Origin of the sequence: Kribbella alba, assembly GCF_039529635.1 — a bacterium.
Taxonomy (GTDB): Bacteria; Actinomycetota; Actinomycetes; order Propionibacteriales; family Kribbellaceae; genus Kribbella; species Kribbella alba.
Genome location: NZ_BAAANE010000001.1, coordinates 178,355 through 197,961, shown reverse-complemented (window position 1 = coordinate 197,961; position 19,607 = coordinate 178,355). Strand labels below are relative to the sequence as shown.

17 protein-coding genes are annotated in these 19,607 nt (G+C 68.8%); 11 read left to right on the top strand and 6 right to left on the bottom strand.

Annotated elements, in window-relative coordinates; all coding sequences use genetic code 11:
* The first annotated feature begins 33 nt into the window (after positions 1-33).
* Positions 34-864: a class I SAM-dependent methyltransferase gene (locus tag ABD210_RS01005; protein WP_344107538.1), complete on the top strand. Its 831-nt coding sequence runs from the start codon at positions 34-36 to the stop codon at positions 862-864.
* Positions 865-1,011: 147 nt separating this feature from the next.
* Here the strand turns inward: ABD210_RS01005 and ABD210_RS01000 are convergent, their stop codons facing one another.
* On the bottom strand, positions 1,012-1,155 hold the full coding sequence (locus ABD210_RS01000) for a hypothetical protein (RefSeq protein WP_344107536.1): 144 nt from the start codon (positions 1,153-1,155) through the stop codon (positions 1,012-1,014).
* 197 nt (positions 1,156-1,352) lie between these two features.
* Here ABD210_RS01000 and ABD210_RS00995 point away from each other — a divergent pair, with 197 nt between their 5' ends.
* The 4 genes from ABD210_RS00995 (at position 1,353) to ABD210_RS00980 (ending at position 6,940) form a co-directional block, all read left to right on the top strand.
* A complete protein-coding gene (locus tag ABD210_RS00995) occupies positions 1,353-2,210 on the top strand; it encodes a DNA-formamidopyrimidine glycosylase family protein (protein ID WP_344107534.1) in 858 nt (285 codons plus the stop codon).
* Positions 2,211-2,329: 119 nt separating this feature from the next.
* Complete coding sequence (locus ABD210_RS00990; RefSeq protein ID WP_344107532.1) at positions 2,330-2,653, top strand: rhodanese-like domain-containing protein; 324 nt, start codon at positions 2,330-2,332, stop codon at positions 2,651-2,653.
* 181 nt (positions 2,654-2,834) lie between these two features.
* Positions 2,835-6,296, top strand: coding sequence for a phosphodiester glycosidase family protein (locus tag ABD210_RS00985; protein ID WP_344107530.1), 3,462 nt, complete (start codon positions 2,835-2,837; stop codon positions 6,294-6,296).
* Between the two features lie 359 nt (positions 6,297-6,655).
* Positions 6,656-6,940, top strand: coding sequence for a GrpB family protein (locus tag ABD210_RS00980; RefSeq protein WP_344107527.1), 285 nt, complete (start codon positions 6,656-6,658; stop codon positions 6,938-6,940).
* 70 nt (positions 6,941-7,010) lie between these two features.
* Here ABD210_RS00980 and ABD210_RS00975 read toward each other — a convergent pair whose 3' ends face one another.
* On the bottom strand, positions 7,011-7,298 hold the full coding sequence (locus ABD210_RS00975) for an antibiotic biosynthesis monooxygenase family protein (RefSeq protein WP_344107525.1): 288 nt from the start codon (positions 7,296-7,298) through the stop codon (positions 7,011-7,013).
* Between the two features lie 293 nt (positions 7,299-7,591).
* Between ABD210_RS00975 and ABD210_RS00970 the strand changes: the two genes are divergently transcribed.
* On the top strand, positions 7,592-8,509 hold the full coding sequence (locus ABD210_RS00970) for a S66 peptidase family protein (RefSeq protein WP_344107523.1): 918 nt from the start codon (positions 7,592-7,594) through the stop codon (positions 8,507-8,509).
* A gap of 65 nt (positions 8,510-8,574) precedes the next feature.
* On the opposite strand, the gene ABD210_RS00965 is transcribed toward ABD210_RS00970, so the two are convergent.
* Together ABD210_RS00965 and ABD210_RS00960 are read right to left on the bottom strand one after the other, a co-directional pair.
* Positions 8,575-10,353, bottom strand: a complete 1,779-nt coding sequence (locus tag ABD210_RS00965; protein ID WP_344107521.1) for an ABC transporter ATP-binding protein — start codon at positions 10,351-10,353, stop codon at positions 8,575-8,577.
* Positions 10,350-12,113 (bottom strand): ABC transporter ATP-binding protein, encoded by a 1,764-nt coding sequence (locus ABD210_RS00960; RefSeq protein WP_344107519.1) that lies wholly within the window; start codon positions 12,111-12,113, stop codon positions 10,350-10,352. Before ABD210_RS00960 ends, ABD210_RS00965 begins: the two co-directional genes overlap by 4 nt.
* Before the next feature lie 325 nt (positions 12,114-12,438).
* Here ABD210_RS00960 and ABD210_RS00955 point away from each other — a divergent pair, with 325 nt between their 5' ends.
* Complete coding sequence (locus ABD210_RS00955) at positions 12,439-13,860, top strand: MFS transporter (RefSeq protein ID WP_344107517.1); 1,422 nt, start codon at positions 12,439-12,441, stop codon at positions 13,858-13,860.
* Here ABD210_RS00955 and ABD210_RS00950 read toward each other — a convergent pair.
* Positions 13,847-14,875 (bottom strand): GTP pyrophosphokinase, encoded by a 1,029-nt coding sequence (locus tag ABD210_RS00950; RefSeq protein ID WP_344107515.1) that lies wholly within the window; start codon positions 14,873-14,875, stop codon positions 13,847-13,849. The genes ABD210_RS00955 and ABD210_RS00950 overlap by 14 nt on opposite strands.
* Before the next feature lie 356 nt (positions 14,876-15,231).
* On the opposite strand from ABD210_RS00950, the gene ABD210_RS00945 reads away from it, so the two are divergent.
* Positions 15,232-16,425, top strand: coding sequence for an ATP-binding protein (locus ABD210_RS00945; protein WP_344107512.1), 1,194 nt, complete (start codon positions 15,232-15,234; stop codon positions 16,423-16,425).
* Here the strand turns inward: ABD210_RS00945 and ABD210_RS00940 are convergent, their stop codons facing one another.
* Complete coding sequence (locus tag ABD210_RS00940; RefSeq protein WP_344107510.1) at positions 16,426-17,052, bottom strand: hypothetical protein; 627 nt, start codon at positions 17,050-17,052, stop codon at positions 16,426-16,428.
* Positions 17,053-17,267: 215 nt separating this feature from the next.
* Here ABD210_RS00940 and ABD210_RS00935 point away from each other — a divergent pair, with 215 nt between their 5' ends.
* The 3 genes from ABD210_RS00935 to ABD210_RS00925 all read left to right on the top strand — a co-directional run bounded on the left by ABD210_RS00935 (position 17,268) and on the right by ABD210_RS00925 (position 19,603).
* On the top strand, positions 17,268-17,990 hold the full coding sequence (locus tag ABD210_RS00935; RefSeq protein WP_344107508.1) for a DUF3152 domain-containing protein: 723 nt from the start codon (positions 17,268-17,270) through the stop codon (positions 17,988-17,990).
* A gap of 63 nt (positions 17,991-18,053) precedes the next feature.
* Positions 18,054-18,953 (top strand): hypothetical protein, encoded by a 900-nt coding sequence (locus ABD210_RS00930; protein ID WP_344107506.1) that lies wholly within the window; start codon positions 18,054-18,056, stop codon positions 18,951-18,953.
* Positions 18,950-19,603 (top strand): alpha/beta fold hydrolase, encoded by a 654-nt coding sequence (locus tag ABD210_RS00925; protein WP_344107504.1) that lies wholly within the window; start codon positions 18,950-18,952, stop codon positions 19,601-19,603. The genes ABD210_RS00930 and ABD210_RS00925 overlap by 4 nt, the downstream gene beginning before the upstream one ends.
* Positions 19,604-19,607: the final 4 nt, after the last annotated feature.

The window sequence follows — 19,607 nt, the reverse complement described above, 5'->3', positions numbered from 1 at the left end:
CGCAGGGGTGACGGGATGTGCCACGCTCGGCGGGTGGACGACTACCGCGCACTGAATCGGGCGAGCTGGGACGAGCGGGTCCCGGCACACGCCGCCTCTCCGGACTACAAGCTCGCGCAGTACGAGCAGGATCCGAACTTCATCGGGGACGTGGTGCGGTTCGATCTCCCGCGGCTCGGCGACATCTCCGGGCTGCGCGGGGTGCACCTGCAGTGCCACATCGGTACCGACACGATTTCCCTTGCCCGGCTGGGCGCGCGAATGAGTGGGTTGGACTTCTCCGGCCCGGCGATCGACCAGGCGCAGTCCTTCGCGGACCGCCTCGGCCTCGAGGTGGACTTCCACCAGGCCGATGTGTACGACGCTGTCGCCGTGCTCGGGGAGGCGTCGTACGACCTGGTGTTCACCGGGATCGGCGCGCTCTGCTGGATCCCCAGCATCGAACGCTGGGCCCGGACCGTCGCGGGTCTGCTGAAGCCGGGTGGACGACTGTTCATCCGCGAAGGACATCCGATGCTGTGGGCGCTCGAGGGGTCGAAGCATCCCGGGCTGATTACGCTGGGCTACCCGTACTTCGAGACCGAGGCGCCGATGGTGTGGGACGAGGGCGGCACGTACGTCGAGACCGACGTGGAGTTCACGAACAACCTGACCCACGAGTGGAACCACGGCCTCGGCGAGCTGGTGACGGCTCTGATGAACGCCGGCATGGAGATCACCGGCCTGACCGAACACGACAGCGCGCCGTGGGAGGCCCTCCCCGGGCACATGAGCCAGGAACCCGAGTTCGGTGAGTGGCGCCTCACCGAAAACCCCGAACGACTGCCGGCCACCTACACCCTCCAGGCGATCCGCCGCAGCTGATCGCCGCCGCCCCTGCAAGCTCCGCGGCGCGCTACAACCCGCCACCAGCACCCCCGCAGTACAGGATGCTGGGGCGCGTGGGCACGCTGGCGGCCCGGCGGTGCGGATCAGCGCTCGCCGGGCCGGGCGGACTCCTCGGCGCGGGGCCTAGTGCGCGTTGCGGCGCTGCTGGACCTTCTGGAACATCTCCTTGGCCTTGCGCTGGTTCTCCGGCTTGCTCAGCTCACGCTGGGCGATCTGCAGCAGCTTCGCCACCACAGCACCCTTGACCAATGTCTTCACGAAACCCATCGGGTCCTCCTTCTCTCTGCCTCGAAGGTAGCGGTCTTTGCCAAGAAACGTGCTGGGGGATAGTCCTGGCCGAACCCCGGTTCCCGCCCGACCCTGCCCGAAACCGACCACAGCCCGTCGGTCCGCCCTCTGACGCGCCCCCGTTGCCCCAGCGCGCAAGGAAGGAAAGTGTCGGCGGCGTGCGGCACACTGGGTGGGTGCCCGAGTTGCCGGAAGTCGAATCGCTGGCGGGGTTCCTGCGGGAGCGTGCCGTCGAGCGGGCGATCGTGCGTGCCGACATCACCGCGATCAGCGCGCTGAAGACCTACGACCCGCCGATCTCGTCGCTGGTGGGCCTGCTGATCGACGACGTGCAGCGGCACGGCAAGTTCCTCGACATCTCGGCGCAGGGCATCCACCTGGTCATCCACCTGGCGCGGGCCGGGTGGCTGCGCTGGCGTGAGGAGCAGTCGACCGGCCTGGTCCGGCCCGGCAAGGGGCCGATCGCGCTCAGGGTGATCCTCGACGACGGTTCCGGCTTCGACCTGACGGAAGCCGGCACCCAGAAGAAGCTCGCGGTGTATGTCGTGCGCGACCTGGCCGAGGTCCCCGGGATCGTGCGGCTGGGCCCCGATCCGTTCACCCTGACCCTGGAGGAGTTCAGCGACGTCCTGAAGCGGGAGGGGCGGGTCCAGCTGAAGGGCGTGCTGCGGAACCAGTCGGTGATTGCGGGGATCGGCAACGCGTACTCCGACGAGATCCTGCACGTGGCGAAGATGAGCCCGTTCAAGCCGGCCTCGAATCTGTCGGCGGACGAGCTCCAGCAGCTGTACGACGCGATGCAGGAGACGTTGCGCGACGCCGTCGACCGGTCCAAGGGGCTCGCGGCGCAGGACCTCAAGTCCGAGAAGAAGAGCGGCCTGCGCGTGCATGGCCGCAAGGGTCAGAAGTGCCCGGTCTGCGGGGACATCGTCCGCGAGGTCAGCTTCGCCGACTCGTCCCTGCAGTACTGCGCGACCTGCCAGACCGGCGGCAAACCCCTGGCCGACCGTCGGCTGTCCAAGCTCCTGAAGTAGCCGGGGCAGCTTGGTGTGAGGCAGGGAACCGGCACGGAGTACGGGCCGAGGGTGGGGCCGGGGCGACCGCGGCGCGACCTGAGGAACGGGTGCCACCTGGAGGCTGCGATGATCGGGGCATGTTCGAGACTCCGGAGATTCCCGCCGTCGTCGTTGCCGAGCTCGACGACGAGCTGCTGGCCGAGGCGTTCGTCCTCGACGTCCGCGAACCCGACGAGTGGGCCCGCGGCCACATCGAGGGCGCGACCCACATCCCGCTGGGCCAGCTGCAGGAGCGCGTCGGCGAGGTCCCGCTGGGCCAGAAGGTGCTGTGCGTCTGTGCGGTCGGCGGCCGCTCCGGGATGGCGACCCAGTTCCTCGCCTCCGAGGGCCGCGACGCGATCAACCTCGACGGCGGCATGCACGCCTGGCAGGCCTCCGGTCGTCCCGTCAGCGTCGGCTGACCTCCTCGCCCGGCGCCAATCTGCAGGCGGTCCGCGGCGGAAAGTAGACAGAAACCTTCCGGTAGGCGACTGGAGACGTTACTTTGTCACCGGTCGGTTGACCGGCGTACACCTACGCCTCACACGGCGGTAGGGCTCACGGCGTCGGATGGCCGCGTCCGCCCACGCCCAGGAGGCCGTCGTGTCACCCTTCCGTCCATTGACCAGCCGGGCCGGCCGACGGCGTACTGCGATCAGCGTGGTGGCGGGTGCTCTGCTCGCGGGCGCCGGCCTCAACCCGGCGATCGCCCAGCCGGCACCGGACGACCTCGGTCTCCAGCCCGTCGAGGCGCTCCGGCACTCCTCGTCCGCCTCGGACCTCGCGGACGTCGCGATCGCGCCCGCAGGAGAAGGCCTGGTCACCAGCCGGAAGGACAGCCCGGTCGCACCCGGCGTGAACTACACCGCCTTCGAGAGACTCGACGCGCGCGGCTGGTTGCGTGGTGACTTCCTTGTCGCCGATCTCGACAAACACGGCGTGACGGTCGACTACGTCAACACCGGCAAGGTTTCCGGCGGGCAGCCGCTCAGCCGGCAACTCGCCCGCAAGGGTGCGATCGCGGGCGTGAACGGCGACTTCTTCGACATCAACGACACCACCGCGCCGCTCGGCGTCGGCATCGAGCGCAACGGCGCCGGCGGTCGCCTGATCAACGCCCCGGCCGCCGGTCACAACGACACCGCCGTGATCGACAAGAACGGCCTCGGCAGGATCGCGCAGATCTTCCTGCAGGGAACCGCGACCGACGACGACGCCACCAAGCTCGACCTGACCAACCTGAACTCGCCGGGCGTCAACGCGAACGGTATCGGCCTCTACACCCCCGAGTGGGGTGACGCGGCCCGCACCCGGACCGTGGACGGGCTGCCGACCGTTCGCGAAGTGATCCTCCGCGACGGCGTGGTCGTGGCCTCGAACAGCACCCCCGGCGCGACGCCGCTCGCAGCCGACGAGCTGGCCCTGATCGGTCGCGAAGCCGGCGCCACCGCACTCACCGCCTTCGAGCCCGGCGAGAAGGTGGACGTGCAGTACGGCCCCCGCGCGGACGCCGCGGATGTTGCAGTCGGCATCAGCGGCAACGTTCAGCTCGCCCGCGACGGCAAGGTGCTCGACGACGTACCTGACGCCGACCTCGCCCCACGCACGGCGATCGGATTCACCGACGACGGCCGACGGATGGTGCTGTTGACCGTCGACGGCCGGGCGACCGGCTCGCGTGGTCTGTCGCTCAAGGAGCTGGGCCAACTGATGGTCGGACTCGGCGCCGACGATGTGCTCAACCTGGACGGTGGCGGCTCGTCGACAATGCTCGCCCGGTCACCTGGCGAGCAGGCGCCCGAGGTTGTGAACGACCCCTCCGACGGCGGCGAGCGACTCGTACCGAATGGCCTGGGACTCCTTCCCACCAAGGGATCCGGCCAGCTGAAGGGTTTCCAGGTCGAGGCCGCCGGCACTGCTGCCGAGCTTCCCGACACCGACATTTCCAAGAGCTCCCGCGTCCTGACCGGCCTGACGCGCGTGCTCACCGCCCGCGGCTACGACGAGACGTACGCCCCGGCGCCCGGTACGCCGTACTGGTCGTCCGGCAGCAACGCCCGCCTCACCGGCAACGGGATCGTCACTGGTCGCCGCGCGGGTGATGTCGTCGTCACGGCGGTTCGCGGACAAGCCCTCGGGAGGTTCTCGATGACGGTGCTCGGCGAGGCGGTCCGGCTTGCTCCCTCGACCCGGCAGGTGTCACTCTCCGACGCCACTTCCAAGGGGTTCTTCACGGTCAACGGCTACGACTCGGACGGCTTCTCGACCTGGGTCGAACCACGCGATGTGAAGCTGACCTATGACCCCGCGCTGGTGAAAGTGGTTGCCCGGGGCAATGGGTTCGACGTGAGCGCGGTCGGCACGGACGCGGTCTCCACCGTGGTCACGGCGAAGGTGGGCGACCTCACCACCCAGCTCAGTGTCACCGCCGGACTGAGCAGCCAGCTCGTCGACGAGGTCGACGATGTCACCCGCTGGCAGGCGAACGCAGTACCGGTTGGAGCCGCGACCGCGTCCAGGTCGGTTGCTGAGGGGCACGACGGCGGACAGGCGATCGCGCTGGACTACTCGCTGACGGGGAGCACGGCGACGCGGGCGGCGTACCTGTCACAGACGCCGCAGCAGGCATTGCCCGGGCAGCCGCAGAAGCTCGGCGCGTGGGTCTACGGCGACGGCAAGGGTGCATGGCTGCGGGCCAACGCGTACGACGGTGCGGGTGGTTCGGCGCAGACGCTCAACCTCGCGGCGGCGGTGGACTGGACCGGGTGGAAGTACGTCGAGGCGACCATCCCGCCGGGGCTGACGATGCCGCTCAGGTTCTGGCGGATCTACGTCGTGGAGACGGTGCCGACCCGGCAGTACTCGGGTCGGATCATTATCGACGACCTCACCGTCCGGGGCGCTCCGCCGGTGACGGTCGCCCCGCCGGCCAAGGTGATCGACCCGATGGTGCTGACGGACGGAATCGTGGCGGGCAGCCGGTGGAAGTTCGCGGTGATGTCGGACGCGCAGTTCACCGCGGACGACCCCGGGTCGGATTACGTGAAGCAGGCCCGCAGGACGATCCGGGAGGCGCTGGCGCAGAGTCCGGACTTCCTGGTGATCAACGGCGACTTCGTCGACCGGGGATTCGCGAACGACATCGCGCTGGCGAAGAAGATCATCGACGAGGAGGTCGCCGGCAAGGTGCCGGTGCACTATGTGCCGGGCAACCACGAGAGCTACGGGCCGGGCGACCTGTCCGAATGGACGAAGGTGTTCGGCGCTCCGACCAGCACGTTCGACCACAAGGGCACCCGGTTCATCCTGCGCGACTCGTCGCTCGGGTCGCTGCGGGCGGGCGGCTTCGACCAGCTCCTCGACCTGCGCAAGCAGCTCGACGACGCGGCGGCGAACAAGTCGATCCGCAACGTCGTGGTGATGGCGCACCACCCGATCGACGACCCCTCGCCGACGGCCAACTCCCAGCTGGGTGATCGCAAGGAGGCGGAGCTGCTGGTCGAGTGGCTGGCCGACTTCCGATCCTCGACGGGCAAGGGCGCTGCCTACATGGCGGGGCACGCCGGGACGTTCGCGGCGACCCGCACGGATGGCGTGCTGTTGCCGCTGACGGGCAACTCCGGCAAGAGTCCCGCGGCCGCGCCGGAGGCGGGTGGGTTCACCGGCTGGGCGCTGATCGGGATCGACTCGAACGCCCGCCCCGGCGATGCGGGCCAGCGGAACTGGTCGGCGCCCGAGCGGTCGTGGTTCCAGGTCGAGCTGCGGCCGCACGTTGATGCGCTCGAGCTGGCCGCGCCTGCTTCGCTCAGGATGGGACAGACCGCCCCGGCCGCTGCGACCGTAGTACAGGCTGGTCGGCGCGTGCCCGTGTCGTTCCCGGTCTCGTCCGACTGGTGGGGCTCGGCCTTGCTACACATCGGCCCGGCCCGAACCGCGCCGTTCTGGGCAGTCGCCGCCTACGACCCGGCAACAAGCCAGCTCACCGCCATCCGCCCCGGCTCGGTCCAACTAGGCGTCACTGTCAACGGCACCACCAGGTCCACCCCCATCAAGATCGACTGGTAACCCTGACCGCGACGCTGACCGCGACGCTGACCGCGGCGGCAACGGCAGCGCGGGCGCCGTACATATCAGCCGCGTGGCGGGGGGCGGGCCCGGTACCGACGAACAGGTAGTAGTCGCCCGATCCGGTGATCCGGCCGATGGTGCAGGCGGCGTGCCGGGGGTTCGCCGGCCGGGGCGGCGACGACTTCCTGTCGGTCGGAACACCGGGACCGCCGGAATGCAAGCGTCGAGCGGCGACCACACCACCTGTACATGGTCGAGGAGGATTCACCCGGCTGGGTGGGCGATCGGGGGGCATGGCCGGGGCGGGCCCGGTACCGACGAACAGGTAGTAGTCGCCCGATCCGGTGATCCGGCCGATGGTGCAGGCGGCGTGCCGGGGGTTCGCCGGCCGGGGCGGCGACTACTTCCTGTCGGTCGGAACACCGGGCCGCCGGAATGCAAGCGTCGAGCGGCGACCGCACCACCAGTACATCGTCGAGGAGGATTCACCCGGCTGGCAGAACTGGCTCGCCTTCCGCGACCACCTGCGGGAATCTGTGGCTGATCGCAACGAGTACGTCCGCATCAAGCGCGAGCTGGCGGCGGTGGACGACGAGGACCGGCCCGCCTACCGACCGCGCCGTTCATCACCGGGGTGCTGATGGGGCTGCGTCGCTGAGCGGCAGATCCGCCTACGTCCCCGGCCCGCGGCGTTCACAAGCGGGATGGTCGTCAGTTGATGTCGGTGAAGTGTTCGACGTGGGGTGGGTTGGCGAAGTGGGGGCCGATCAGGCCGCGCCAGGTGGCGAAGGCGTCGCTGGCGCGGAAGGCGTCGTGAGCCTCGACGGAATCCCACTCGACCAGCAGGACGAACCGGGTCGGCGTCTCGATCCCGCCGGTCATCCGGATGGTCCGGCTGCCCTCCGCGTTCTCGATCTGCTGACGGGCCTCCAGATAGGCCGCCGCGAAGGCGTCTTCCTGGCCGGCGGTGACATCGATCAGAGCAACCTCAAGCACCATGTCCGCCACCCTTTCACGAGACTCGTACTGCGGGAGTCGGAGCCCGGGTGGTGGGACGATCGCGAGCATGGTGGATCTGCGGAACAGGCTCGGCGTTGTCGGCCTGACCGGTCGGCCGCGCTGGAGAACGCGAGAACCTGCGAGGTCAACACACTGGACCCCGAAAACCTGCACACGTCGCCGCTGCTGCGGATGATGCCAACAGCCAACAGCCAACAGCCGGCAGCCAACAGCCGGCAGCCGGCAGCCGGCGGCTGCACGGCCGAGTAGGCGGTCGGGATAACGTCGGGCCCGTGACTGACGTGAGGAGACCGGCGCGGTTGGCGGCCGGGGATCGTGTGGCCGTGGTTGCGCCGTCCGGGCCGCTGAAGGCAGAGCGGCTGGAGATCGGGACCAACTACCTTCGGGATTGGGGACTGAAGGTCGAGATCATGCCGTCGACACTGGCCCGGCACGAGAGCCTTCCCTACCTCGCCTCCGAGGACACCGCCCGCGCGGCGGATTTCCGGACCGCCTGGCTGGAGCCGGACTTCAAGGCGGTGTTCTGCGGACGCGGTGGCTACGGTGTCCAGCGGATGCTCCCGCACCTCGACTTCGATGAGCTTGCGGCGGTCGAGAAGGTCTTCGTCGGCTTCAGCGACATCACCGCTCTGCACGAGCCGCTGAACGCCCGTGGCCTCGTCACGATCCATGGCCCGATGGCAGGTGCGGTCGAGCAACTCGGCGCCGCGACCGGTCGCGACCGCCTGCGCGACCTGCTGTTCACGCCCGAGGCGGTGACCGACCTCCTTGCTCCCGTCGGCGCCCGCACCGTGGTCGCCGGTACTGCGGAAGGCCGCCTGCTCGGCGGCAACCTGGCGCTCCTCGCGGGCAGCCTCGGTACGCCGACCTTCGCGCGGCCGGCGGGCATCGTCGTCCTAGAGGATGTCGGCGAGGAGGGCTACAAGGTGGACCGCCTGCTCACCCAGCTCCTCAGGGCCGGGTGGTTCACTGAGGTGACCGGCCTGGTGATCGGCGACTTCACCGAGTCGGACGACCGGGACCTGGTGGCCGAGGTGATCCGCGAGCGCCTGGAACCCCTCGGCGTACCGATGGTCGAAGGCGCGGCGATCGGCCACGACGAGGTCAACCTGGCGATCCCGCTCGGCCTGCCGGCGCGCCTCGACGCAACGGCTGCCACGCTCACCCCGCTGCTGCCGCCGCTGAGCTAGCGAGGTTTCGGGCAGCGCTGCGGGCGGGGGCAGGTGGTGCGCCTGCCCCCACCAGCCGTCAGCGGTCAGCGGTCGCCGTGCCAGGAGTGCCAGAGGGCGGCGTAGGCGCCCTCGGCTTCGACCAGTTCGTCGTGGCCGCCGAGCTCCACGATGCGGCCGTCCTCGACCACCGCGATCACGTCCGCGTCGTGCGCGGTGTGCAGCCGGTGCGCGATCGCGACCACCGTCCGGCCTTCCAGTACTCCGGCCAGCGACCTCTCCAAATGGCGCGCGGCTCGCGGGTCCATCAGCGAGGTGGCCTCGTCCAGCACCAGCGTGTGCGGGTCGGCCAGGACGAGCCGGGCCAGTGCCACCTGCTGGGCCTGCGCGGGAGTCAGCGACACCCCACCCGAGCCGACCTCGGTGTCGAGGCCTTGCTCGAACCCGGCCACCCAGGCATGCGCGTCGACCGACCTCAGCGCGGTCCAGAGCTCCGCGTCACTCGCGGCCGGACGGGCCAGCCGCAGGTTGTCGCGGACGCTACCGACGAACACGTGGTGCTCCTGGTTCACCAGCGCCACATGACTCCGGACCTGCTCGGCCGACATCTTGTCCAGCGCGGCACCACCCAAGGTGATGTCGCCCAATCTCGGCGAATAGATGCCTGCCAGGAGCCGCCCCAGCGTGGATTTCCCTGCGCCTGAAGGGCCTACCAGCGCGACCCGGGCTCCGGGTTGCACCGTGAGGGTGACCCCATGCAGGACGTCCCGGCCTTCCAGGTAGCCGAAGCGCACCTCGTCCGCCAGCACGGTCCGCCCGTCCGGCTCGGCCTGGTCGCCGGTCTGGGCCGCCTCGATCTCCCGCACCCCGACGAGCCGGGCCAGGGAGACCTGGGCCACCTGCAACTCGTCGTACCAGCGGATCATCATGTTGACCGGCTCCACCAGCATCTGGATGTAGAGCGCGCCGGTGGTGAGTGCGCCGACGGTGATCCAGCCTTCGATCGCCAGGCCGCCACCGATCACCAGCACCGCGGCTAGCGCGACCGTGTGGGTCATGTTGATCACCGGGAACAGGATCATCCGCAGGTAGAGCGTGTACCGCTCCCAGGCCACCCACTGGCCGATCCTGGTGTCACCGAGCTTGATCCGGCGACCACCCAGCCGGTGGGACTCCACGGTCCGGCCGGCGTCCACCGTCTCGGCCAGCGCCGAGGCCACCGCGGCGTACCCGGCTGCTTCGGACCGGTACGCCGATGGCGCCCGGCGGAAGTACCAGCGGCCGCCGATGATCAGGATCGGCGCGGCGATCACGATGGCCACGGCCAGCTCAGGTGCCGTGACGATCAGCGCGCTGATCAGCAGTGCGGCCCAGATCACCGCGATGGTCAACTGCGGTACTGCGTCGCGCATGGCGTGCGAGAGCCGGTCCACGTCCGTGGTGATCCGTGAGAGGAGGTCACCCGTACCGGCCCGCTCGAGCACACCAGGCGGCAGCGCGACTGCACGGACCAGGAAGTCCTCGCGCAGGTCGGCCAGCATCTCCTCACCCAGCACGGCACCACGAAGACGTGTGAGCCGGACGAATGCCGTCTGCACGGCCAGAGCGCAGACGAAGCCGACCACGACGTACGGAAGGTTGACGTCCTTCTCGCCGAGCGACAGCTTCTCGACGACGTTGCCGAGCAACCAGGGCCCGACCATGCCGCTCAGGGCTGCCACCGTGTTGACCAGCGTCAGCCAGCCGAAGGCACGGCGATGCCGCCGGAACAGTGTCTTCAGGTAGGCCCGCACTGTCGGGGTGCCGGCAACTGGCAGACGAGCCGCGGCCTGCGGGGCCGCCGGGTCGTACTCAGGGCGCTTCACGCCGACTCCTCGAGGGTTGGCTCGTCTTCGCGGGTGACGGCCGAGCGGTAGCCGCGGTTGGTGTGCACGAGTTCGTGGTGGGTGCCGATGGCATCGACCCGGCCGTCCGGCACGAACACCACCTGGTCTGCCCGGTCCAGCATCAGTGGGCTCGACGTGAACACCACCGTGGTCCGGCCGGACCGGAGCAGCCGCAGGCTGTCGGCGATCCGCGCCTCGGTGTGCGCATCGACGGCGCTGGTCGGTTCATCCAGCACGAGCACGGCCGGGTCCACGTACAGCGAGCGGGCAAGAGCCACCCGCTGCCGCTGACCGCCGGACAGGGATCGCCCGCGCTCGGTCAGGACCGCCTCTGTGGCATCGATGACACCTTCCGGCAGCGTCTGACGCAGTACATCGAGAATGTCCTCGCACTGCGCTGCATCCAGTGCGGCCTCTACGGAGACGGCTCCGCTGGACGGCACATCGAACAGCTCGCGCACAGTGCCGGACAGCAGCACCGGATCCTTGTCCTGCACGAGCACTGCGGTCCGCGCCGACTCCAGCGGCAGGTCGTCAAGTGGAACCCCGTCGAGGAGCACCGAAGCCTGTCCCGGCTCTGCATCAGGGCTGTGGCCACCCAGTCGATCCGCAAGCAGACCACCCGCGTCCGGGTTGCCACACACCACTGCGGTAAAGGTCCCCGCCGCTATCGCAAGACCAGAGACCGGGTCGAGCAGGTCCCCTTCTGGCACCTGCGCGGCTGCGGTTCCCTTCGTTTCATCCGTGCGCTGCAACGACAGCACCCGGGCCGCGCGACGCGCGGACACCTTGGAGAAGATGAACGCGCTCGCCGTCTCCTCGAAGGTGTGCAGCGGCACGATCATGAAGGTGATGAAGCCGTACGTCGTGACGAGCTCGCCGACGCTGATCCGCCCGGACGTGACCAGCCGGATGCCGAACCAGACGATCAGGACCAGGAACAGTCCGAACATCAGCACCTGGATCGCGGCGATCAGCGACCACATCCGCGCGCTCCGGACCGCGCTTGCGCGGTACTCCTGCGACGCCGCGCGGTACCGGTCCAGGAAGAGCTGCTCGCCGCCGATGCCGCGCAGTACGCGAAGACCGGCGACCGTGTCAGCGGCGAGCTCGGTGGCCCGGCCGCCCTTGGCGCGCTGCTGGTCGGCGCGGCGCTCCGCGGGGCCCATCAGCGGCACGATCGAGAAGGCCAGGATCGGCACGGCGATCGCGACGATCAGGCCGAGCTGCGCTTCGTAGAAGAGCAGCCCGATCACCACGGCGAAGCAGGTCAGCAGGGCGGCGGTGAATCGGCCGAGCACCTCGACGAACCAGCCGATCTTCTCGACGTCGCCGCTGCTCACCGCGACGACCTCGCCCGCGGCGATCCGCCGGGTGAGCAGCGAGCCGAGCTCGGCGGCCTTGCGGATGAGCAGTTGCTGCAGGCGCGACGCGGTGCTGATCCAGTTGGTCACCACCGCGCGGTGGAAGAACGAGTCCGCGGCGGCCTTCGCCGCGCCGAAGACGAGCAGCAGCAAGCCGGCCAGGATCAGCCGGGGCCAGGACTTGTCGATCACGGACTGGACGGCGAGGCCGACCGCCACCGGAGCGGCGGCGATCCCGCCGAAGTAGAGCATGCCCCAGCCGACCGCGGCGGCCTGGCCGCGGACCTGCTGGTGTTCGAGCCAGAGAATGAGTCGGAGGCCGGACCGGGTGTCAGGCACACCAGGGTCGGCGAAGGGAATGAGGCGCAGCGACATGACGTCCCAAAGAAGGCGTAGAGGGGTTTCGAGACACCTGACCAGGCGAATGGATCAAGCCTAGGCGGCTCCGTGAGGGGCCCGTCAAACCCTTTTCGACAGCTGGGTCCACCCGCTTCCCGTCTGATGGAGCCGGGGGCGTCTCTCACCGGCTGGACCTGAGCGCGTCCCAGTTGCCGGGACCGCGTCTCCGGGTGTTCCTGCGTCCGAGGAAGCTGGAGGGACGTGTCGCCAGTTCTTCGGACCGTAGGGCGGGCCGGATCCGGCGGCGCGGGCCAGCGGTTGTAAAATCTTCAACGGAATTGTCGACGGGAGGCTGGACGGGGTGCAGGAGCTGAGTCGGCGGCGGCGGTTGCTGGTGCTGGCGATCTGTTGCCTGAGCCTGTTCATCGTCGGGCTCGACTCGACCATCGTGAATCTGGCGCTGCCCGCGATCCGGGCCGAGCTCAACGCGTCTGTGTCCAAGCTGCAGTGGATCATCGACGCTTACACCCTCGTCATCGCAAGCCTGCTGATGCTGTCGGGATCCACCGCTGACCGGATCGGACGCCGCCGGACCTTCCAGGCGGGGCTGGTGCTCTTCGGGATCGGCTCCTTGCTGTGCGGCTTCGCTCCGACAGTGGACCTGCTGATCGCGTTCCGGATGCTGCAGGCGATCGGCGGTTCGATGCTCAACCCGGTCGCGATGTCGATCATCACAAACACGTTCACCGATCCCCGCGAGCGCGCCCAGGCGATCGGCGTCTGGGGTGGTGTCGTCGGCCTGAGCATGTCGGTCGGCCCGGTGGTCGGCGGCGCTCTGGTCGACTCGGCCGGCTGGCGGTTCATCTTCTGGATCAACGTCCCGGTGGTTGCGGTTGCCCTGCTCCTGACTGCGTTGTTCGTGCCGGAGTCGCGCGCCGCGGTGCCTCGCCGGATCGACCCGGTCGGGCAGCTCCTGGTGATGCTGTTCCTGGTCGGACTCACCTACGGGATCATCGAGGGACAGTCCGCGGGATGGGGCTCGCCGCTGATCGTCGGCTGCTTCGTGACCGTAGTACTGGCGCTCGTCTGTCTGGTGCTGTACGAGCGGCGCCGGGCCGAGCCGCTGCTCGATCCCAGGTTCTTCCGGAGCGCGCCGTTCTCCGGCGCGACCTTGATCGCGGTCGCGGGATTCGCGGCGCTGTCCGGCTTCCTGTTCTTGAATTCCCTCTATCTGCAGGATGCTCGGGGGTACTCGGCGCTGCACGCGGGGTTGCTGACGTTGCCGATGGCGGCGATGACGGTGGTGTTCGCGCCGTTGTCGGGGTGGATCGTGGGCAACCGCGGCCCGCGACTTCCGCTGGTCGTTGCCGGCAGCATGCTCACCGTCAGCGGCCTGACTCTGTCCCGATTGAGCGACAGTACTTCGACCCCGGTACTGCTTGTCGGCTACCTGATCTTCGGTATCGGGTTCGGCATGCTCAATGCGCCGATCACCAACGCGGCGGTGTCCGGGATGCCTCGCTCCCAGGCGGGAGTGGCCGCCGCCATCGCCTCGACGAGCAGGCAGGTCGGCACCTCGCTGGGAGTCGCGATCGTCGGCACCGTCCTGACCGCGCGACTCACCGGTCCCTTCGAAACCGGCTTCATCTCCGCCGCCCGACCCTGCTGGTACATCATCGCGGGCTGCGGCCTACTAGTCCTGGTCCTGGGCCTGATCACCACCAGCCGCTGGGCTCGCCGTACGGCCGAAGCAGTCGCGGAGGATCTCGTCAGGGCTCGGTGAGTCCCGCTCGGCCCAGCGCCTTCAACCGCCCGCGCAGGATCTTCTGTCGCCGTTCCTCCTCCGGGAACAGCTCGACGTACTCCGAACCCTTCGCCGCCAGCAGGTCGTCGTCGAGCCGGCGGACCGTTCCCGCCGGGAAGCGATGCGTCATCGCCTCCTGAACCGCCGGGCTGTCGATGTCGTGGAGCAGCTCGGTCAACTGCTGCTCTGTGGTCACCCCGAGCTTGGCCAGGATCCCGAGAATCCACGTGTAGTGGTTCGTCTTCGCGTGCGGCGCGTCGGGATAACGCCTGGTCAGATAAGTCGTCAAGGTCGCAGTGGTCAGGTCCATCGGCGCCGCGTCCGGCTCGGCCGCCGCCAGCTCGCGGTACAGTTTGTCGATCTCGGCGAACTCGTTGTCCGCGAGCTCCATCAACGCCGCGGCGAGCAGGAACCGCCGGTCGAACTCGGGTTTGCGGTCCGGCGGGATGTCCAGCTTGTAGCGGATGTCGTGCTCGAACTCGGCCCACGCATGCTGAACCGCGGTACGGACCTGGATCTCCATGGTGAGGTTCTTCAGCACGGCGTACTCCGGCAGCTCCCGCCGGTGCGCGTTCAACCGGACCAGATAGTGCTTGCTCGCGTACCCGAACGCCCCTTGCGCACGGGTGTGCGCGCCCATGTCGGTGTGCTCCACGATCTCGAACTCGGACTCGATCACCTCGCAGACCCGGTCCACCGCCTCGACCAGGAAGGTGATGATCCGGGCCGCGACCAGGTCGGTGATCTGGTTCAGCGGATCGTCGTACTTCGGCTTGGTGGGATCGTCCGGATGCGGTTTCGACGCCTTCGCCAGAAACGACTCGGGATCCTTCGCCCGGGCGGTCGCGGTCAGGTAGTTGATGCCCTCTTCCTCGCCGATCAGCTCGTTGATCAGAGCTTCCAGCTTCCGTGCACCCCCGATGTACTGCTGGTGCGTCCGCTCGTACTGCGCAGCAGCTTGCACGGTCCACCCCTGCACCTCTAGCCCGCCCATGCCGCAGACCTTAGTGCTACAACCACCCCACCACCGCAACTCGAGCACAGCGGGGTGGCCGGCCCGGGGCGGTCCGGGCCCTCATCCGGCTTCGCGTGCGGGGGTTGCCTACTCGTCTTGTGGGTTGACCCATCGGAATATCACGCGTCAACCCACAAGATCAGGGGGTAACCCCCAAGCCGTGGACCAGAAGCACTGGCAGCTGTGTGAGGTGGTTGCTAGGCGCCACTAAGCGTGTCTAGGGGAATCTAGGGAAATCGCTAGAGTGCCGCAGATGCTGACAGAGCAGCGACACGCGATCGCGCTGGCTAGCGAAATCTAAGGAAAACGCTAGACGGGCTCATAGAGTGAAATGCATGGATCCGATCCGGAATCCCTATGCGCCCGGCGCCGGTCAGCGCCCGCCCGAGCTGGCCGGTCGCGACATCGAGGTGCGGCAGTTCGAGGTGGTGCTCGAACGCGTTGCCGCCGGCAGGCCCGAGCGGAGTCTGGTGCTGTCCGGACTGCGCGGCGTCGGCAAGACCGTGCTCCTGAACACCCTGCGGAGCCAGGCGATCAAGCGCGCCTGGGGAACCGGCAAGATCGAGGCCCGGCCGGACCAGAGCATCCGGCTGCCGATCGCGCAGGCCATGCACACCGCGATGCGCGAGCTCGGGCATCGGCACCGCGACGACGATCGCGTCGACCAGTTCAGCGCAGTACTGAAGGCCTTCGCGCTACGGACCGCGCAGAACGATCGCAAGGGGATCCGCTGGCACCCGCCGGTCGACGTCGCCGCGGCGAAGGGCCGGGCCGACTCCGGCGATCTGGAGATGGATCTGATCGAACTGTTCGCCGACGCCGCCGACCTCGCGAACGACCTGTCCGTGGGCGTCGGCCTCTTCATCGACGAGATGCAGGACATCAGTGCGGACGACCTCTCCGCTCTGTGCGCGGCGTGCCACGAGATCTCCCAGCAGAGCGCGCCGCTCGTCGTCGTGGGCGCCGGGCTGCCGCACCTGCCCGCAGTACTGTCCGCAAGCAAGTCGTACTCCGAGCGGCTGTTCCGCTACATCCGGGTGGACCGGCTGGCGCGTGAGGCTTGCGATCGGGCGCTGATGGTGCCGGCGGAGAGCGAGGACGTCCGGTACGACGAGGAGGCGCTGGACGAGCTCTACGCCCAGACCGACGGCTACCCGTACTTCGTCCAGGCGTTCGCGCACGCCACCTGGGACCACGCGCCGACGAGCCCGATCACCATCAAGGACGTCGCCGTCGCCGCACCCGAGGCGTCCCGCGAACTCACCGTCGGCTTCTTCGGCTCCCGCTACGAACGAGCCACTCCGGCGGAGCGCGAATACATGCGCGCCATGGCAGAGCTAGGCATCGGCGTCGACGACGGCTCGGTCCCGACCGCCGAAGTCGCCACCACCCTCAACCGCAAACCCCAGAGCCTCTCCCCAGCCCGCGACGGCCTCATCAAGAAAGGCCTCGTCTTCTCCGCCGAACGAGGCACCGTAGCTTTCACAGTCCCCCACTTCGGCAAATTCCTCCGTACCCGCACCGCCTGATCAGTTTCGGTCGCGGGCCCACCACAGGAACGACGAAGGGTGTTGGGCGTTGGTGAAGCCGGCGTCGGTGAGGGTGAGGAGTAGATCGTTGCCCCGGACGATCAGTTGGCCGATGTTGGCGCCCGCGGGATTCGGGAGGGCGAGGCCGTAGATCGAGTGGGCGATGCCTTGCTTCCCGAGGGAGCCGGAGTACTTGAGGATGGTGAGGAAGCGGTCCGGATACATCACGCACAGGACCTTGGTGAGCAAGGTCTCCCGGAAGCCGGCCATGCCGCGGCGGCTCTTGATCAGCGCGGTGAGGCGATCCTCCAAGGCACCGGATCCGTGCAGCAGGTGGTCGACGGCTTCCCGTACTGCGAGTGCTGCCGCCTCGGGGCCGAGGTCCTTCCACGCGTTGTTGAAGACGGACATGTTGCCGGGACTCGCGCCGACCGGTGAGTTCGCGAAGTCCTTGAGGTCCTGCGGATTTCCCGCGCCGGCGCCGAACACCGCCTGGTACTTCGCCCAGTACGGCGCCACCCGCGGATCCGGCTCGGGCCTGATCGTAAGGAACTCGGCCTTCAGTTGCTCCGCACGAGCGAGCCGATCGGTCTCGGCGTCTTCTTCTGCGCGCGACCGGTGTCGCATGTGTTCCGCACCTCCTTGGCCGGTTCTGCCTTCCGGTCTGTGCCCGTTGCTCTATAGGGTGAACCGAGATGACCAACCGGCGGACTGGCCAGCGCGCGGGCACGCCTGTGGGCGGACGTGGTCGCGGTAGGCGGCGTGGTGGCCGCCACAGCCGGAAGAAGTCGTACAAGGCACAGTGGTTCTCGGTGACGGCGCTCGCGGTCTTGGGAGTCGTCATGGTTTTGCACCCCGATGCCACCCAGGAGCGGAACCTGGCCGCGCAGTTCAGTGACCAAGCCGCCGCGAGCCGGACGATCGAGCCGCCCGTGGTCGCGCCGACCCAGATTCCGACGCCGACGGCAACTTTCACCATGCCGTTGCGTCCGGCACCGACCTTGACCCGCCAGCCCAGGGGGTCGGCGCCGAACGTCACCGTGTCGAGCGGCCGGTTGGGCGTGGTACCCGGCTTCGACAAGGCGATCGGCACGAAGGACAAGCTGACCTACCGGATCGAGATCGAGGAAGGTCTGTCGTTCAACGGTGCCGTGGTCGCCGCGGCGGTGCACAAGACGCTGACGGACCCGCGCGGCTGGCAGGCGATCCACCCGCTCAACTTCGAGCGGACCGATAGCGTCGACGCCGACCTGCGCGTCATCCTCGCCACGCCGACCCTGACCGACAAGCTGTGCCTCCCGCTGATCACCGGCGGCGAGGTGTCCTGCCGGGTGGAAGACCGGGTCGTGCTCAACGCCAAGCGCTGGATGTACGCCGTGCCCGCGTACAGCGGCAAGGTCGACCTCTACCGCAGCTACCTGGTGAATCACGAGGTGGGCCACGCGCTAGGCCACGGCCACTCCACCTGCGTCACGGCGAACACGCCCGCGCCGGTGATGATGCAGCAGACCAAGGGCCTCGCCGGCTGTCTTCCCAACGCCTGGCCGACGATCAAAGCGACCTAGGGTCCTGAGCCGCTCATCTCGTGAGAACCTGAACCAAAGACGGTTCGAGCCGAGGGAGCAGCGATGTCGTCACACGAGTTCCCCACGTACGGCCGTGGCGACGACCCTGACGAGCCGAGCCACGACGAGCACTACGCCCAGCCCACTCCGTACGGCGGCTCCACCTACGGCTCCGGCCCCTACGGCGCGCCACCGCGAGCCCCGTACGGCCAGCCACCGCAGAACCCCTACGGCCAACCGCAGAACCCGAACGGCGGCCCGCCACAGCAAGGCGCCCCGCAGCAGCCCGGCCCGTACGGCGCACCGCCCCAGCCCGGCCCGTACGGCGAGCAGCCACCGGACCACGGGTATGTCCAGCCGCCCGGCTACCGCCCGGGTCATCCGTACGGCCCTCCGGCGCATGCCCAGCAGCACCAGCTTCCGACGTACGGCAGAGACGCAGGCCCGGCCGCACCCCGCGACCCACGTGCCGCCCGGGTGGTCATGTTCGCGTTCGTGATCACCGCGGTCTACGGCCTCCTGGTGCTGTCGATCCAGCGGGTGTCGCTCCGGGAGATCGCCCAGGCGCCCGGCTCGTCGCTGAACCACCCGCTGCGCACGGACGTCATCGACACGATCGGCCAACTCCTGGTCCTCGTGGTCGGCGTGGCCGCGCTCGCCCTGTGGTTGCGTGACCTGATGAACCGCCGCAAGGTCGGACGACAGCCCGATCCGGTGGAGCTCGGCGGACTCGGTCTGGTCGCGGTCTCGCTGATCCCGCTTCTCGTCTGGTTCGTGATGGTCCTGTCCACCGGCATGGGGGCGATCGACGATTCACTCGACCGCCTGCCCACGGCGTACGGCTGGGGTGGCATGGGGCTGCTGATCCTGGCGGCGGGCTTCGCGCTGGGGTATCGCGAGCTGCGGCCGCCAGTGTCGAACCCAGTCGTGCAGGCGGCTCCCGACCGCCCGCCGTGGGAGTGAGCGCGCCTGTTGTCCTGGTGCCCGGGCTCGGCCTCGGGCCAGAGTCGTACGCGCCCACACTGCGGTACCTGGATACGCAGTACGAGGTGGTGACGCTGCCTGGTTACGGCGAGCGCGCGGGTCGGGGTGACGACCTCACGACCGAGGCATTGGCTGAGCGACTGACGGTGAAGGTGCGACAGCAGGCTGTGCTGGTCGGGCACTCGGCGAGCTGCCAGATAGTGGTCGCAGCCGCTTTGGCTCATCCAGGGCTGGCCAGGGCGCTGGTGTTGGTTGCGCCCTGTGGAGACCTCGAGGCGTCCAGTTGGCCGATCCTGGCGACTCGCTGGGCGCGGTCAGCCGTGTGGGATTCGCCACTGCTCGCTCCGACGCTCGTCCGGCAGTACTTTCGGACCAGCTTCACCACCATGGCGCGTGCCATTGAGGCAGCCCGGCACTACGATCTCGCCGCCGCCATACAGGGAGTGACTGTGCCGACGCTGGTCGTGCGGTCGAAGCACGACCGGCTGGCACCGGCCCAATGGACCCAGCGAATCGCGGACGGGACCCACGGTGAGGCGTGGACTTTGCCAACTGGGTCACACATGCCGGTGCTGACCAACGGCCGGGAGCTCGCGGCGTTCATCCGCAGGTGTATACAAAGCGACTGAACGC